At 56.5% G+C, this 15,774-nt stretch carries 15 protein-coding genes and 1 pseudogene; 11 read left to right on the top strand and 5 right to left on the bottom strand.

Annotation, left to right across the window (positions count from 1 at the left end):
- From RT613_RS05235 to RT613_RS05215, 5 genes and pseudogenes are all read left to right on the top strand, one after another.
- A pseudogene (locus tag RT613_RS05235) lies at positions 1-96 on the top strand (glycerol-3-phosphate ABC transporter permease); the annotation flags it as partial.
- Between the two features lie 12 nt (positions 97-108).
- Positions 109-1,221 carry a sn-glycerol-3-phosphate import ATP-binding protein UgpC gene (locus RT613_RS05230; protein WP_313613528.1) on the top strand — a complete coding sequence of 371 codons (1,113 nt, stop codon included), beginning with the start codon at positions 109-111 and terminating at the stop codon, positions 1,219-1,221.
- 107 nt (positions 1,222-1,328) lie between these two features.
- Positions 1,329-1,841 carry a cupin domain-containing protein gene (locus tag RT613_RS05225; protein WP_313613527.1) on the top strand — a complete coding sequence of 171 codons (513 nt, stop codon included), beginning with the start codon at positions 1,329-1,331 and terminating at the stop codon, positions 1,839-1,841.
- Between the two features lie 97 nt (positions 1,842-1,938).
- On the top strand, positions 1,939-2,895 hold the full coding sequence (gshB, locus tag RT613_RS05220) for a glutathione synthase (RefSeq protein WP_313613526.1): 957 nt from the start codon (positions 1,939-1,941) through the stop codon (positions 2,893-2,895).
- 244 nt (positions 2,896-3,139) lie between these two features.
- Positions 3,140-4,672, top strand: coding sequence for a YifB family Mg chelatase-like AAA ATPase (locus tag RT613_RS05215; protein WP_313613524.1), 1,533 nt, complete (start codon positions 3,140-3,142; stop codon positions 4,670-4,672).
- A gap of 59 nt (positions 4,673-4,731) precedes the next feature.
- Here the strand turns inward: RT613_RS05215 and cysK are convergent, their stop codons facing one another.
- From cysK to dut, 3 genes are all read right to left on the bottom strand, one after another.
- Complete coding sequence (gene cysK, locus RT613_RS05210) at positions 4,732-5,700, bottom strand: cysteine synthase A (protein ID WP_313613523.1); 969 nt, start codon at positions 5,698-5,700, stop codon at positions 4,732-4,734.
- Positions 5,701-5,851: 151 nt separating this feature from the next.
- Positions 5,852-6,469: a LysE family translocator gene (locus RT613_RS05205; protein ID WP_313613522.1), complete on the bottom strand. Its 618-nt coding sequence runs from the start codon at positions 6,467-6,469 to the stop codon at positions 5,852-5,854.
- A gap of 114 nt (positions 6,470-6,583) precedes the next feature.
- Positions 6,584-7,057, bottom strand: coding sequence for a dUTP diphosphatase (dut, locus tag RT613_RS05200; protein ID WP_313613520.1), 474 nt, complete (start codon positions 7,055-7,057; stop codon positions 6,584-6,586).
- A gap of 90 nt (positions 7,058-7,147) precedes the next feature.
- Here dut and RT613_RS05195 point away from each other — a divergent pair, with 90 nt between their 5' ends.
- From RT613_RS05195 to RT613_RS05185, 3 genes are all read left to right on the top strand, one after another.
- Positions 7,148-8,731 carry a peptide chain release factor 3 gene (locus RT613_RS05195; RefSeq protein ID WP_313613518.1) on the top strand — a complete coding sequence of 528 codons (1,584 nt, stop codon included), beginning with the start codon at positions 7,148-7,150 and terminating at the stop codon, positions 8,729-8,731.
- 166 nt (positions 8,732-8,897) lie between these two features.
- Positions 8,898-10,103, top strand: coding sequence for a bifunctional phosphopantothenoylcysteine decarboxylase/phosphopantothenate--cysteine ligase CoaBC (gene coaBC, locus RT613_RS05190; protein ID WP_313613516.1), 1,206 nt, complete (start codon positions 8,898-8,900; stop codon positions 10,101-10,103).
- Positions 10,100-10,459, top strand: coding sequence for an MmcQ/YjbR family DNA-binding protein (locus tag RT613_RS05185; protein ID WP_313613514.1), 360 nt, complete (start codon positions 10,100-10,102; stop codon positions 10,457-10,459). The genes coaBC and RT613_RS05185 overlap by 4 nt, the downstream gene beginning before the upstream one ends.
- On the opposite strand, the gene ubiB is transcribed toward RT613_RS05185, so the two are convergent.
- Positions 10,452-12,026 carry a 2-polyprenylphenol 6-hydroxylase gene (ubiB, locus tag RT613_RS05180; RefSeq protein ID WP_313613512.1) on the bottom strand — a complete coding sequence of 525 codons (1,575 nt, stop codon included), beginning with the start codon at positions 12,024-12,026 and terminating at the stop codon, positions 10,452-10,454. The genes RT613_RS05185 and ubiB overlap by 8 nt on opposite strands.
- A 36-nt stretch (positions 12,027-12,062) precedes the next feature.
- Positions 12,063-12,839, bottom strand: a complete 777-nt coding sequence (gene ubiE, locus RT613_RS05175; protein WP_313613511.1) for a bifunctional demethylmenaquinone methyltransferase/2-methoxy-6-polyprenyl-1,4-benzoquinol methylase UbiE — start codon at positions 12,837-12,839, stop codon at positions 12,063-12,065.
- A gap of 144 nt (positions 12,840-12,983) precedes the next feature.
- Here ubiE and mutM point away from each other — a divergent pair, with 144 nt between their 5' ends.
- The 3 genes from mutM to rpsT all read left to right on the top strand — a co-directional run bounded on the left by mutM (position 12,984) and on the right by rpsT (position 15,162).
- Positions 12,984-13,892 (top strand): bifunctional DNA-formamidopyrimidine glycosylase/DNA-(apurinic or apyrimidinic site) lyase, encoded by a 909-nt coding sequence (gene mutM, locus RT613_RS05170; protein ID WP_313613509.1) that lies wholly within the window; start codon positions 12,984-12,986, stop codon positions 13,890-13,892.
- A 24-nt stretch (positions 13,893-13,916) separates the two neighbouring features.
- A complete protein-coding gene (locus RT613_RS05165; protein WP_313613507.1) occupies positions 13,917-14,690 on the top strand; it encodes an enoyl-CoA hydratase in 774 nt (257 codons plus the stop codon).
- A gap of 205 nt (positions 14,691-14,895) precedes the next feature.
- Positions 14,896-15,162: a 30S ribosomal protein S20 gene (rpsT, locus tag RT613_RS05160; RefSeq protein ID WP_192486758.1), complete on the top strand. Its 267-nt coding sequence runs from the start codon at positions 14,896-14,898 to the stop codon at positions 15,160-15,162.
- Positions 15,163-15,774 lie beyond the last annotated feature (612 nt).

Below are 15,774 nucleotides of genomic sequence, written 5' to 3'. Positions count from 1 at the left end.
TTTGCGCTTGCGGTGCTCGCCATGCTGCCGCCGGTTCTCATCGTGGTGATTTTCCAGCGGTGGTTCATCAAGGGCCTCACTGAAAGCGATAAATAAAGGATAGGTAACATGGCCGAGATCGAAATCAGTCAGGTCTGCAAGGATTACCATGGTGGCGTTCGCGCCGTTCACGGGGTCGATATCTCCATCAATGACGGTGAATTCATCGTGCTCGTTGGCCCGTCCGGCTGCGGAAAATCCACGCTTCTGCGCATGGTCGCAGGCCTTGAGGATATTTCGGAAGGCACGGTGAAAATCGGTGGTCGTGAGGTCAATAATGTTGACCCTGCCGACCGCGATATCGCCATGGTGTTTCAGAACTATGCGCTGTACCCGCATATGACGGTGTATGAAAACCTTGCCTACGGTCTGAAAAACCGCAAGACCCCAAAGGCCGAGATCGATGCACGCGTCCAGGAAGCGGCGCGCATGCTGGAACTACAACCCTATCTGGAGCGCAAGCCACGGGCTCTTTCCGGTGGTCAGCGTCAGCGCGTCGCGATGGGTCGCGCCATCGTGCGCAAACCGGCTGCCTTCCTGTTTGACGAACCCTTGTCCAACCTGGATGCCAAGCTGCGTGTTTCGATGCGCGGTGAAATCAAGCGCCTGCAAAAGCGCCTCGGCACGACGTCGCTTTACGTCACCCATGACCAGCTTGAGGCCATGACCCTGGCGGACCGCCTGGTGGTGCTGAACGGTGGCCGTATCGAGCAGATCGGTGCCCCTCTGGACGTGTATCACACACCAGCCTCGACCTTTGTCGCCAGCTTTATCGGCTCGCCAGCCATGAACCTGGTTGCCGGAGAGTTGCATGGGGATCGTCTGGCGATCGGCCCTGAAATCCTGACGCTGAAGAGCTTTGCACCGGCTTCCGGTGCCGTCACGGTCGGCATGCGTGCCGAAGATTTCCGCATTGCCGGGCCGGACGAAAAGGGTTTGGCATTCCGCGTTGATTATGTCGAAGAGCTGGGTTCACAGCGCCTCGTGCATGGTTTTGTCGGCGATCAGGCAATGACGGCAGCCTTCCCGCCTGATCTGCCGGTACCGCTCGAATTTTCGCTGGCCATCGCACCGGAGAAACTGCACTTCTTTTCGACGGAAACCGGCAAACGCATCGAGCAACAGCATGTCCGTCTCAATCCGGAACAGCAGGCAGCGGCAATTCCTTCATTTGCAGGCTGAACAGGCCTGTTTTTCCGGTCGATCGATAAAATTGAACAGACCGGATGAACGCTCTCGTTAGATGTTTGCGATAAACCCCAGATGGTAACACGGCTGGGGAAAAGCGGATGTCGATCAAGATCATGTTGGCAAGTGCAGCGGCAATGGCAATTCGGACCGTGCCGCTTGTTCCAATGCGGGTTGGTGCCCATGGCACTGAGGCGGTGGTGGCTGCGTCCAGCCATGGCATGGACATGAAGGATGCACCGATCAATCCGGACTGGATCATTGCCGGCGCACCACATGCTCGGGCAGCCGACCATTCGCGAAGCCGTGACCGCGCCTCCAGCACCGCCATGTGGGATTGCACAGCTGGCGAGTTCCGCTGGTTCTTCGGTTGGGATGAGACGGTTTATATTCTTGAAGGCGAAGTGCATGTGACCGCTGAAAATGGCGTGGTCAGCGTGCTGCGCAGCGGCGATGTGGCCTATTTCCGCGCCGGAACATGGGCAACATGGCGTGTGGATAATTACGTGCGCAAGGTGGCCTTCATGCGCCGTCCCTTCCCCACAGCACTGGCTTTGGCCTACCGCGTGTGGAACAAGATTTTCTCGGCGCGCTCCTACAGCCTCGCCCGTTAAGGTCATCAATAAAACTCATAGATGGCACGTCTTGCAGCAGTTGCCTTTAAAGCCCCTCTATCCTAAATCTGTCGGGCTTTGAGAAAAGGGACTGCGCATGGCAAAAATCAAGAACGTTGCGATCCAGATGGATCATGTGTCCGGCATCAATATTGCCGGTGATTCAACCTTTGCCATGAGCCTTGAAGCACAGGCCAGGGGCTATCGGTTGTTCCATTACACGCCTGATCGCCTCAGCATGCGCGATGGCAAGATTTACGCCACTGTCGAACAGATGGAACTGCGCGACATCAATGGCGACCACTATTCCCTGTCCGAGCCGGAACGCGTTGATCTCTCGACGATGGATGTCATTCATCTGCGCCAGGATCCGCCATTCGACATGGCTTACATCACTTCCACGCATCTGTTGGAGCGCATTCATCCCAAGACACTTGTTGTCAACGACCCGGCCTGGGTGCGCAATTCGCCAGAGAAGATCTTCGTTACCGAATTTGCAGACCTGATGCCGGCAACGCTGATCACCAAGGATGCTGCCGAAATTGCCCGCTTCCGTCAGGAGATGGGTGATATCATCTTGAAGCCGCTCTACGGCAATGGTGGTGCAGGCGTGTTCCATTCGGCGCGGGACGATCGCAATTTCTCGTCGCTTCTGGAAATGTTCGGCCAGATGTTCCGGGAACCCTACATTGCCCAGCAGTACCTGCCAGATGTCCGCAAGGGCGACAAGCGTATCCTGCTGGTGGATGGTGAGCCCGTAGGCGCCATCAATCGTGTGCCTGCGGAAAATGATGCCCGTTCCAATATGCATGCCGGTGGTCGCCCCGAGCCGACAGAACTGACGGCACGCGAAAAGGAAATCTGCGAGCGGATTGGCCCTGCTCTGCGTGAGCGTGGTTTCCTGTTTGTCGGTATCGATGTAATCGGTGATTACATGACCGAAATCAATGTCACGTCGCCGACCGGCATTCGCGAAGTCAAAAAGTTCGGCGGTGCCGATGTAGCCAGCCTGCTGTGGGACGCCATTGAGCGCAAGCGCGAAGCGCAGGGCTGATAAGCCCAGGCGCATGTGCGGGAGCGGAAGAGGACCTTCTTTCGCTTCCTGCTATCTTGAGCGCGACTTCGTTGTAAAAAATGTTCCTGTAATGTTCTTGTCTTGTCGACATTCTTGTGTCAGGTTGCAATCTGTGGCCTGACAACCGGCAGACTATGCCCGGAAACGGCCGCTCCAATCAGGTTTTCCGCCTGTCTGTTGCCATGAGGCAAGGGATTGGCAGATACGGTTTTGAGGGCAAGCCATGGTGGCGCGGGTCAATACGGTTGCATTTCAGGGCATTGAAGGTGTTCCTGTCGAAGTTCAGGTCATGGTGGCACCGGGACGTGTCGGCATCCAGATTGTCGGCCTTCCGGATAAGGCGGTTGCCGAAAGCCGCGAACGTGTCCAGGCAGCCCTGCATGCCTCCGGTCTTGCGCTCCCTCCAAAGAAGGTCACGGTCAATCTGGCACCCGCCGATCTGCCAAAGGAAGGCAGCCATTTTGACCTCCCCATCGCCCTTGCGCTGATGGCGGCGCTCGGGGCTATTCCCGCAGAAGCGCTCTCCAAATATGTGGTGCTCGGCGAGTTGAACCTTGATGGGACGATTGGCGCCGTGGCTGGTGCCTTGCCAGCAGCGATTGGTGCCAATGCTATGGGCAGGGGGCTGATCTGCCCGGCAGAAAGTGGTCCCGAAGCCGCATGGGCCGGTGCCGATATCGACATTCTGGCGCCGCGCAGCCTGATTGCGTTGGCCAATCATTTTCGCGGCACGCAGCTTTTGTCGCGTCCGCAGCCAGCCATCCGAGCAACACCTGCCAATATGCCCGACCTTGCCGACATCAAGGGGCAGGAAAGCGCCAAGCGCGCTCTGGAGGTTGTCGCGGCCGGCGGCCATAACATGTTGATGGTTGGACCTCCCGGCTCAGGCAAGTCGATGCTGGCCTCACGCCTGCCATCCATCTTGCCGCCTTTGTCGGCAGCGGAACTGCTGGAGGTCTCGATGGTGCATTCCATTGCCGGCCAGCTTTCCGGTGGCAAGCTGTCGGATAGCAGGCCGTTCCGAACGCCGCATCATTCCGCCACCATGGCGGCCCTTGTTGGCGGTGGCTTGCGCGCCAAACCGGGCGAGGCATCTCTCGCCCATAATGGCGTGTTGTTTCTGGATGAGTTCCCGGAATTTTCACCGCAGGTGGTGGATGCGCTGCGCCAGCCGCTGGAAACCGGCGAATGTATCATTGCGCGGGCCAATCACCGCGTGAGTTACCCTGCGCAAATTCAGCTGGTTGCTGCCATGAACCCTTGTAAATGCGGCATGGCGGGAGAACCTGGTTTTACCTGCGCCAGAGGACCACGCTGCGTTTCCGATTATCAGGCACGGATTTCCGGTCCCTTGATGGACCGTATCGATATTCGCATTGATGTGCCTGCAGTCTCTGCCGCAGATCTCATTCGCCCAATGGCGGCGGAAAGCAGTGCCGATGTGGCAAAACGGGTAGCGCGCGCCCGTGAACGCCAACAGGAACGGTATGCCAGTGCTGGTTTTGCGGAGATCAGAACCAATGCGCGTTGCTCAACAGCGCTGATTGAACGCTTTGCAGAACCGGACGCGCCTGGTTTGCAGCTTCTTCGGGATGCCGCTGAGCGCCTGAAATTCTCTGCGCGTGGTTATCATCGTATCCTGAAGGTGGCCCGCACGCTTGCTGACCTTGAAGGCCACGCTATCGTCAGCCGCATTCATCTGGCTGAGGCGATTTCCTACCGCATTGCGGGGGAAAGGCTGAACGCTGCGGCTTGAAACCTGCGCTATCGCGTCAAAAAGCCCGCCATGCAGAGGTGCATGGCGGGCTTTTTTTCTTAGAGGCCGAGACCTTCAAACAGTGCGGTCGAGAGATAACGTTCCGCGAAGGACGGAATGATTACGACGATGTTTTTGCCAGCGTTTTCTTCGCGGCTACCAACCTTGATGGCAGCCGTCAGGGCTGCACCGGAGGAAATACCGACCGGAACACCTTCAAGGCGGGCCACGAGACGTGCAGTTTCAAAAGCCTCGTCATTGGTGACCGTGACGATTTCGTCATAGATCGTTGTGTCGAGCACAGCCGGTGCAAAACCTGCACCAATGCCCTGAATCTTGTGCGGGCCGGGATTGCCGCCGGACAGAACCGGGCTGTCGGCTGGCTCAACGGCAACGACCTTGAAGTCCGGCTTGCGGGACTTCAGAACCTGGCCAACACCGGTAATGGTGCCGCCGGTGCCAATGCCCGAGACGAGAATGTCAGCCTTGCCGTCGGTATCGTTCCAGATTTCTTCTGCAGTCGTCTTGCGGTGAATTTCCGGGTTGGCCGGGTTTTCAAACTGCTGTGGAATAACGGCGTCGGGCAGGGTTTCTGCCAGTTCCTGTGCCTTGGCAATGGCGCCCTTCATGCCCTTCGGGCCTTCGGTCAGCACCAGTTCGGCGCCCAGCAGCACCAGCATCTTGCGGCGCTCAACAGACATGGTTTCCGGCATGGTCAGAATGAGCTTATAACCCTTGGCAGCGGCCGCAAAGGCAAGTGCAATACCGGTGTTGCCGGAGGTTGGCTCGATCAGCGTGGTTTTGCCGGGGGTGATCTTGCCCTGCGCTTCGAGAGACTCGATCAGCGCCACGCCGATACGATCCTTGACCGACGAGATCGGGTTGAAGAATTCAAGCTTTGCCAGAATGTTGGCCTTGACGCCCTTTTCCTTGGCCAGTTTGTCGAGACGCACAAGCGGTGTATCACCAATGGTTTCGGTGATCGAAGAATAGATACGTCCGCGTCCAGGCTTGCGGGCTTCTGACATGATAGTCTCCTTTGAAATTTTATATGCAGCCGGCAGAAATTACCGCGCAGAATAGGAGCAATCACGCTTTCAGGCTAGCGAACGCCTTTTCTTATAATGGTCGATCGTTGGAAAATTCTGATTAAATCTCGGATTTATCAGGATAAATATTTCAACTGGCGCGCGTGGCAATCAAAGCGGCAGTTCCGGCCAGGATACTGGCGGCGGCGCGGTTGAGAATTTGCAGTGCACGTGGCCTCTTCAGCAAGGTACGTGCCTTGGTGGCCAGCAGGATGTAGGGCAAAAGCACAGCCATCAGAACGAGGAATGTGGTGGCAACCAGGGTCATGTATTCAGACATGCCGATCACCCTGATATCGATGAGCGTGGGCACAAGAGCGACGTAAAACAGCATGGTCTTGGGATTGCCGAGCGTAATCAGAAGGCCTGACATAAATGACATGCCGATGCTGGTGGATTTGCGCGCCTTGAGGTCAGTTGAAAGAATACCCGCGGTCCAGAGCTTCCAGGCAATATAAAGCAGATAGGCGGCGCCAGCGAATTTCAGCACCAGAAAGGCTTCGTGAAAGGTCTGGGCAACGAAGGCCAGTCCAAGAATGACCGCCGTCAGATAGACCATGTCTCCCAGAACAAGCCCAAGGCCCATAAAGAAGGTTTCACGAAAACCGGAGCCCAAAGCACGCGCCACAATGGCCGTCATGCCGGGGCCGGGAATGGCGGCAGCAATGAACAGGGCTGTGGCATAAGCAAGCAGGGTGCCGATTGTCATCGAAGGCTCCGAAATCAGGTTCTCGCCAGCGATCTATCCAAAAGCCCGGAATTTTTCAATTGCTGGAAAGCCGGTGAAACACTTGTCTGCATTTCGGCAGTGTTGGCGCAGATATCACGCCGTTCCGGTGGAACCAAAGCCACCTGTTCCACGGCTGGTCTCCGAGGTTTCAGTGACCTCGCTCACGACAACCTGCGTCACAGGTGCAATCACCATCTGGGCGATACGCATGCCGCGTTCGATGACGAAGTCTTCCTGGCCGAGATTGGCCAGAATGACCTTCACCTCACCGCGATAATCACTGTCGACGGTGCCCGGAGAGTTGAGGCAGGTGATGCCGTTTTTGATCGCAAGGCCGGAGCGGGGGCGGATCTGCGCCTCAAAACCTGCAGGAACCTCGAAGATGAAACCGGTGGGCACCAGCATGCGGGCACCTGCCTTCAAGGTCACTGGCGCATCGGCATCAACGGCGGCGCGCAGGTCCATGCCGGCAGCGCCGCTGGTTTCGTAAGACGGCAACTCAAGTCCTGCGCCATGGGCAAGACGAACAAGTTTAAGCGGCGGAAGCGAGGTCATATCATAAGGCATAATGCCATTTGCTTTGTCTGCATGGCGCAGGTCAATTGCATATCGCGGCTTGAAACTGTAAAGACGGCGCCAATCAACAGGAATTTCTCTATGGCTGAAACACTCGCCGAGGCGGTATCCCGCCGCCGCACATTTGCGATTATTGCGCACCCGGATGCCGGTAAGACGACACTGACCGAAAAGCTGCTGCTGTTCGGCGGCGCGATCCAGCTTGCCGGTGAAGTGAAGGCGAAGAAGGACCGTATCCAGACGCGTTCGGACTGGATGAAGATCGAGCGCGAGCGCGGTATCTCGGTCGTCACCTCGGTGATGACGTTTGAATATAACGACCGGGTGTTCAACATTCTCGATACGCCGGGCCACGAAGACTTCGCGGACGATACCTATCGCACGCTGACCGCTGTGGACGCCGCGATCATGGTGATCGATGCCGCCAAGGGTATCGAGCCACGGACGCTGAAGCTGTTCGAAGTCTGCCGCATGCGCGACATTCCAATCATTACCTTCATCAACAAGATGGACCGTGAAAGCCGCGATCCCTTCGAAATTCTGGATGAGGTGGAAGAAAAGCTGGCACTGGACACAGCGCCCGTGACCTGGCCGGTTGGCCGCGCCAAGACCTTCTCCGGTGCCTATAATCTGGCCAACAGCACGTTCCGTGGTGTCGACACGCAGGTTGAACCTCTGGCGGTCAACGGCCCGCGCGCGGTTGCCGATCGCCTGCCAGAAAACGAGCGGGAAGCCTTTATTGAAGAAACGGAACTGGCAATCGAAGCCTGCCGCCCGTTTGATCGGCAAGCCTTCCTTGAAGGCCACATGACCCCGGTGTTCTTTGGTTCGGCGCTGCGCAATTTCGGTGTTCGTGATCTGATCAACGCGCTGGGTGATTTCGCACCGCCACCGCGTGACCAGGTGGCCGATACCCGCACGGTTCATGCGGCAGAAGACAAGATGACGGCTTTCGTGTTCAAGATCCAGGCGAACATGGACCCGAACCACCGCGACCGTATCGCGTTTGCCCGCATCTGCTCCGGCAAGTTGGAGCGTGGCATGAAGGCGCGTCTGGCCCGTACTGGCAAGCAGATGGGTCTCACCGCACCGCAGTTCTTCTTTGCCTCGCAGCGCCAGCTGGCTGATACAGCCTTTGCCGGTGACGTGGTCGGCATTCCCAACCACGGTACACTGCGCATCGGTGATACGCTGACAGAAGGTGAAAACCTTGTGTTCCAGGGCGTTCCGAACTTCTCGCCGGAAATTCTGCGTCGTGTGCGTCTGGAAGATGCCATGAAGGCCAAGAAGCTGAAGGAAGCACTTCAGCAGATGGCGGAAGAAGGCGTTGTGCAGCTGTTTTCGCCAGAGGATGGTTCGCCTGCGATTGTCGGCGTGGTCGGTGCGCTGCAGCTGGACGTTTTGAAGGAACGACTGATGGGTGAATATGGCCTGCCGGTTTCGTTTGAAATGTCGCGCTTCTCGGTCTGCCGCTGGATTTCGTCTGACCAGCCTGCAGAAATGGACAAGTTCCTCAACGTCAAGCGCGGTGACATCGCCCGCGATCTGGACGGTGATCCCGTGTTCCTGGCGCAGGATGCATTTTCGCTGCGTTACGAGTCCGAGCGTTATCCAGCCATCAAGATGGTGGCGATCAAGGAGTATCACGCTGCCAAGGCGGCGTGATAACAGATCAAGCGCAGTCCCGAAATGAATTGCTAGAGCGCCGTGCGTCACAGGATGCGCGGCGCTCTCGTGCTTTTCAGGCAGGCTTTACACATTGCGAAAATCGATTCCGATTTCTGTGGCGATGCGTTAGGGTCGATTGAAACATCAATCGGTTACTTCGCGCATGACACTTTCAGGCAAACATATTCTTCTGGTCATCTCAGGCGGTATCGCGGCTTACAAAAGCCTTGATCTCATTCGCCGTCTGAAAGAGCGTGGCGCTAAAGTAACGCCTGTCATGACGAGGGGTGCGCAGGAATTTGTCACGCCGCTGGCGGTTGGTGCGCTGTCGGCCACCCATGTCTTTACCGAGCTTTTTTCCCGCCAGGACGAGCAGGATGTCGGTCATATCAGGCTGGCGCGCGACTGTGACCTTGTGCTGATTGCGCCGGCAACCGCTGACCTTATGGCCAAGATGGCTAATGGTCTGGCGGATGATCTGGCATCGACTGTGCTTCTGGCAACCGACAGACCGGTGCTGGTTGCACCGGCCATGAACCCAAAAATGTGGGTAGCCAAGGCGACACAACGCAATATCGCAACGTTGAAGGGGGACGGGGTTCATTTCATCGGTCCCATGGCCGGTGAGATGGCGGAAAAAGGCGAGGCAGGTGTCGGCCGGATGGCTGAACCTGTGCAGATCGCTGAGGCCGTTGAAGCATTGCTGGACGATGCAGCCAAACCGCTTGCCGGCAAAACGGCGATCGTGACCTCGGGTCCGACCCATGAACCCATCGATCCCGTACGTTATATTGCCAACCGCTCCTCCGGCCGGCAGGGCCACGCGATTGCTGCCGCCCTTGCCCAACTGGGTGCCAAAGTAACGCTGGTCTCCGGTCCGGTGACTATCCCCGATCCGGCCAACGTAACGACCGTACATGTCGAACGAGCCGAAGAGATGCGCGATGCGGTGATCGCGCGTCTGCCAGCCGACATTGCCGTTTTTGTTGCTGCGGTTGCGGACTGGCGCGTGGCGACCGCGTCCGATCAGAAGATCAAGAAACAGCCGGGTGATGCGCCACCAGCTCTGATGCTGACGGAAAACCCTGATATTCTGAAAACCGTCGGTCATCATGAAAAACGCCCGACTTTGGTCATCGGTTTTGCGGCAGAAACACAGGATGTCGAAAATAATGGTCGCGCCAAGCTGGAACGCAAAGGCGCCGATTTGATCATCGCCAATGATGTGTCACCGGAAACCGGTGTAATGGGTGGTCTGCGCAATCAGGTGAAGCTGATTTCGAAAGATGGCGTTGAGGCATGGCCTGATCTCGGCAAGGATGAAGTTGCCGACCGTCTCGCAGCGATGATTGCGGAGAAACTGGCATGAGCATTTTCAACCGCAATGGTTTTGATGACCTGCTGGTCAAATGGCCCGGCGTGACCTTTGTCGACCAGTGGGATTCGCACGTTGCCAAAGTCGGGGGCAAGGTTTTTGCCGTTCTTGGCAACAGCGATAATTGGCGCCTCGTGGTTAAATGCTCCGAGGAAAGTTTTGAAATCCTCACCTCGCTTGAAGGCATTGGTCAGGCGCCGTATTTTGCCAAACGCAAATGGATATCCATTGGCGACCATTCCCCGCTGGAACGCGAGGAACTGGAGTATTATGTGCGCCGCTCCTATGAAATGGTGGCGTCCGGGCTAACCAAGAAGCTGCGTACAGAGCTGGGCATCGCGATCAGCTGATCCTGATCGCGATATAAACCAGCACCAAAGCAATGATCCAAAGCGCGATACGGCCCCAACGGGTGTGACGTGCCTCTGCCTTGCCGATGGCTTCTGCCGTCTGCGCGTCGAAACGCACGCCGTTTTCGCTCATATAGACCAGTTCGCCATGCAGCTTTTCGGTCTTGGCGGCAATTTCCGGAATGGCTTCTGCCAGTTTCACAGCCGCCTTCATGCCGTCCTTCAGATCGGTGACGATGCGTTTTGGGCCAAGATTGTCGCGGATCCAGCTGCCAACCACCGGATCGGCTGCCTTCCACATGTTGAAGCGAGGGTTGAGAATGCGTGAAACGCCTTCCACCACCACCATTGTCTTTTGCAGCATGACCAGCTCGGGTCGGGTTTCCATGTCGAAAAGCTCGGTAACCTCAAACAGCAGCGTCAGCAGCTTGCCCATCGAGATGGTTTCAGCGGGCTGCCCATGGATCGGCTCGCCAATCGCACGGATGGCCTGCGCAAAGCTCGCAATATCATGATGGCCGGGCACATAACCCGCCTCAAAATGCACCTCGGCGACCCGCATGTAATCGCGGGTGATGAACCCGTAGAGAATTTCGGCGAGGAACCGACGTTCCTTTTTGCCCAACCGACCGGCAATGCCCATGTCGACGGCAACGATCATGCCCTTGGCATCGACAAACAGATTGCCGGGATGCATGTCGGCATGGAAAAAGCCATCACGCAGCGTATGACGCAGGAAAGACTGGATCAGCGTATCGGCCAGCTTGTCGAGATCGTGGCCGGCCGCTTTCAGCGCCTCCACGTCAGACATCTTGATGCCGTCGATCCATTCCATGGTCACGACATCGCGGCCAGTCCGTTCCCAGTCGACGTCAGGCACGCGGAAACCGGGGTCGTTTTTGGTGTTTTCGGCAATCTCGGACAGGGCTGCAGCCTCAAGGCGCAGGTCCATCTCGATCTTGGTCGTCTGTTCCAGCGCGCGGGTAACTTCAACCGGACGCAGGCGGCGCGCAGAGCGAACAAAACGCTGTTGCAGGTCGGCAATCAGATACATGGCTTCCAGATCGTTCTGGAAGCGCTGGCGAACGCCGGGACGAATGACCTTGACGGCAACCTTGCGCGGTCCCTGCGGCGTATCCACGACGGCCGGATGTACCTGCGCAATCGAGGCGGCAGCGATTGGATCACCAAACTCACGGTAAAGCTCTGTCACCGGACGGCCAAGCGATCCCTCGATATTGGCCTTTGCCGCGCTGATTGGGAAAAATGCCATACGGTCCTGAAGACCAGCCAGATCATCGGCAAATTCGGCACCCACCACATCGGGGCGGGTTGCCAGAAACTGCCCCATCTTGACATAGGAAGGCCCAAGCCGTTCCACCGCACGTGCCAGCCGGTCACTGCGGTCACGGTTTTTGGCGCGATTGCGTGCAAAGGGTTTCAGCAGTGCCTTGGCGAATTTTGCCGATGCGGGAAGGTCATCGGAGGGCAGCGCCAGAAACACGCCCTCACGCACGAGAACCCAGCCGACCCGTGCCAGCCGGAAATATGCACCCGGTAAGCTCATGCGAATGCTCTGTTCTGACGGAAAAATGTCATGGGATTACAGTTTCCATCCGGAATGCAGTGCAGCGATGCCACCGGTATAATTTGTATAGCTGACGCGGGAGAAGCCGGCAGTGCGGATCATCGTCGCGAAATCTTCCTGCTTGGGAAATTTGCGGATCGATTCCACCAGATACTGATAGGGCTCGGCATCACCGGTAATCATCTTGCCGAACTGCGGAATGGCATTGAACGACCATAGGTCATAGACGCGGTCGAGCAGCGGCATTTCCACTTCGGAAAATTCCAGCACCAAAAGACGACCACCACGCTTGAGAACACGATGCGCCTCTTTCAGTGCAACATCGATACGCGGTACGTTGCGAATGCCGAAGGCGATGGTGTAGGCATCAAAGCTGTTGCTTTCCAGCGGTAGCTCTTCGGCATTGGCCTCCACGAAGGTCAGGTTGTCGGAAAGGCCCTTCTTGGCAGCCCGTTCCTGGCCAACGCCCAGCATCGATCCATTGATATCGAGAACCGTCGCGTGGGCCAGCCGGTTGGACGCTTCGACAATACGAAAGGCAACGTCGCCCGTGCCGCCCGCAACATCAAGCACCTTGTAGGTGGGATCCTTCCGCGGATTGAGCGAGGATACCATCGCATCTTTCCATAGGCGGTGCAGACCGGCAGACATCACATCATTCATGATGTCATATTTCTTGGCGACCTTATGGAAGACCTCGTTGACCATGCCCTGCTTCTGGCCTTCTTCGACCTTGTGAAAGCCGTAGGAAGTTTCCATGCCGCCATCTGCGGTGGTGCGGGCCTCGGTCATCGTCTGTCTCCATTCTTTATTACGCGGCGGACCATAGCGGAAACGCCTTCGCGACGCTATCTGTGGCGGTATCACATGGCCGCGATATGTGCAGGTGGTCTATAGAGCATAAAGTCGCATCGATAAACAACTGGATGAATGCCCATGCCCGAATTGCCAGAGGTTGAAACTGTCCGGCGCGGTTTGGCGCCTACCATGGAAGGGGCGTTGGTCGAAGCCGTTGAATTGCGACGCGCTGACCTTCGTTTTCCGTTTTCGGAAGGGTTTGGTCCCGATCTTGCTGGCCATAAAATCCTGTCGCTTGGACGCCGCGCTAAATATCTGCTGATCGACCTGGAAGAGGACCGCACGGTTGTTGCTCATCTCGGCATGTCCGGCTCGTTTCGAATCGAGGCGGGCCTGACCGCCGGCGAAAAACCTCATTTCGAAACGCCGGGAGAGTTTCATCATCCAAGATCAAAAGATGAAAAACATGACCATGTGATCTTTCATCTGCAAACCGGAAATGGTCGCCAGCGCGTCATTTATAATGACCCCCGCCGCTTCGGGTTCATGCATCTGATTGATCGCCGTCATATTGATCGTTATCCGGCCTTTGAAAATCTCGGGCCGGAACCAACAGGCAATTCGCTGAGCGCCGATTATCTTGCTGGACGTTTTGCTGGCCGCAAGCAGCCTTTAAAAACAGTGTTGCTTGATCAGAAGATCATTGCAGGACTTGGCAATATCTATGTCTGCGAAGCCTTGTGGCGGGCGGGGCTATCGCCAGAGCGGGCAGCGGGTACGCTGGTGACAGCACAAGGCACGCCAGGCGACAGACTCGTTCTGCTGACCCGGAAAATTCGTGACGTGATTGCCGATGCCATTGCCGCGGGCGGCTCGTCGTTGAAAGACCATATCCAAACAGATGGATCTCTGGGTTACTTTCAGCATTCCTTTTCCGTCTACGACCGGGAAGGGCACGCTTGCAGCACCCCCGGATGCAAGGGTACGGTGAGCCGCATAACGCAGGCAGGCCGATCCTCCTTCTATTGTGCGGTTTGCCAGACCTGAAACGAGCCTCAAGGGAGAACGGCCATGGACTATGAAACGCTGCTGGTGGAAAAGCGCGATGAGGTTGGTGTCATTACACTCAATCGCCCCAAGGCGCTGAACGCCCTCAACTCGACGGTCATGAAAGAGATGCGCCACATCATGCAGGCGTTTACCTCGGATGATTCCATTGGGGCGATCGTCATTACCGGCTCGGAAAAGGCTTTTGCAGCTGGTGCCGATATCAAGGAAATGCAGTCGCTCGACTTTGTGGATGCCTATCTCGGTGACTTCATCGGTGGCTGGGATGATGTGGCCAATACCCGCAAGCCGGTGATCGCAGCTGTTTCGGGCTTTGCGCTGGGCGGCGGCTGTGAGCTTGCCATGATATGCGACTTCATCATTGCGGCTGACACGGCAAAGTTCGGCCAGCCCGAAATCACTCTTGGCATCATCCCTGGCATGGGCGGGTCCCAACGCCTAACCCGTGCGGTTGGCAAGGCCAAGGCCATGGATCTCATCCTGACCGGCCGTATGATGGATGCCGTCGAAGCTGAGCGCGCCGGATTGGTGTCGCGTATCGTTGCCCCGGAAAGGCTGCTGGACGAGGCTGTGGATGCCGCCACCCGCATTGCGTCTCTGTCGCGTGCCTCGGTTCTGATGGCCAAGGAAAGCGTCAACCGTGCCTTCGAACTGCCGCTGGCAGAGGGCCTGCGGTTTGAGCGGCGTTTGTTTCATTCGCTGTTTGCCACCAAGGACCAGAAAGAGGGTATGGCCGCATTTGTCGAGAAGCGGAAACCGGCGTTTCGCAATCGCTGATATTTCGCGCGATGGAGTCGGAATCTCCGGTTTCAGCGAAAATGCGCGTTGACGGGCGCGCGCATTCAAGCTATATGCCCGCCCACGGTAAAGGAAAGCCGATCAGGCTTGTCCCTATAACTCCCGCAATTCTGGAACGTGAGGTCTTTGAAAAGGCTCTGTCCTGCGGTTGCGGAAATTGGATCGAATTCGAAGAGAGGCATACATGGCCAATACAACTTCGGCGAAAAAGGCGACCCGCAAGATCGCTCGCCGTACCGCAGTCAACAAGGCTCGCCGTTCGCGTGTTCGCGGCTTCATCCGTAAGGTTGAAGAAGCGATTGCAACGGGCGATCTCGCTGTTGCAACCGAAGCTCTGAAGGCCGCTCAGCCGGAAATCCAGCGTGCAGCGACCAAGGGTGTTCTTCACGGCAACACCGCATCCCGCAAGGTGTCCCGTCTGGCACAGCGCGTTAAGGCTCTCGCAGCCTGATATAATCCTTTTTGATTATAGTTTAAAAAGCCTGGTCGATTGACCGGGCTTTTTGTGCTTGTAACTTTTTGTTAACGTCTCAGCATCTATCATGACAATCCCGCGTCAAGCTGATGACATAAAAAATCATTTAAAAACAAATGCTTGCAAGAGGTCTTTCGTAAATAGCCTGTCTTTCTCTGCGAAAGGTGGCAGCACTTTCGAGTCAAGTTTTTTTTTATTTTTTTATTTGGACAGCCTCGCGAAAGCCTCGAAAATTGAATCTCATTGATTCATAAGCGATTCTCCAGAATGGGGTGCGCGTGATGCAAAATGGTTAGATAGAGTCAATGGCCGTTCTTCCAATTTGCAGAAAAATCACCATTGATCTCAACCTGCGATCCTGCCTAAATGCATCTCGTCAGGGGGCGCGGATTTCACTCCATCAACTGTTCCGAATGTTGAATTCGAAGGTTCGATAGTTCCTTGCGGCGGGATGTTTTCATCCCGTTTTTTCAGATATCGACACGATGCAAACTGCAACTTTTGATAGTTGCAGAACGGTACATCTTTGTCTGAAAAAATGTGATTGGGAGTTGAAACGAAAGGAGCATCGACAAGTGCATCGCAGGC

Source organism: Agrobacterium sp. (genome assembly GCF_032092815.1).
Taxonomy (GTDB): domain Bacteria; phylum Pseudomonadota; class Alphaproteobacteria; order Rhizobiales; family Rhizobiaceae; genus Agrobacterium.
The sequence above is the reverse complement of the archived record's forward strand: the minus strand, read 5'-3'. Positions and strand labels throughout refer to the sequence as shown.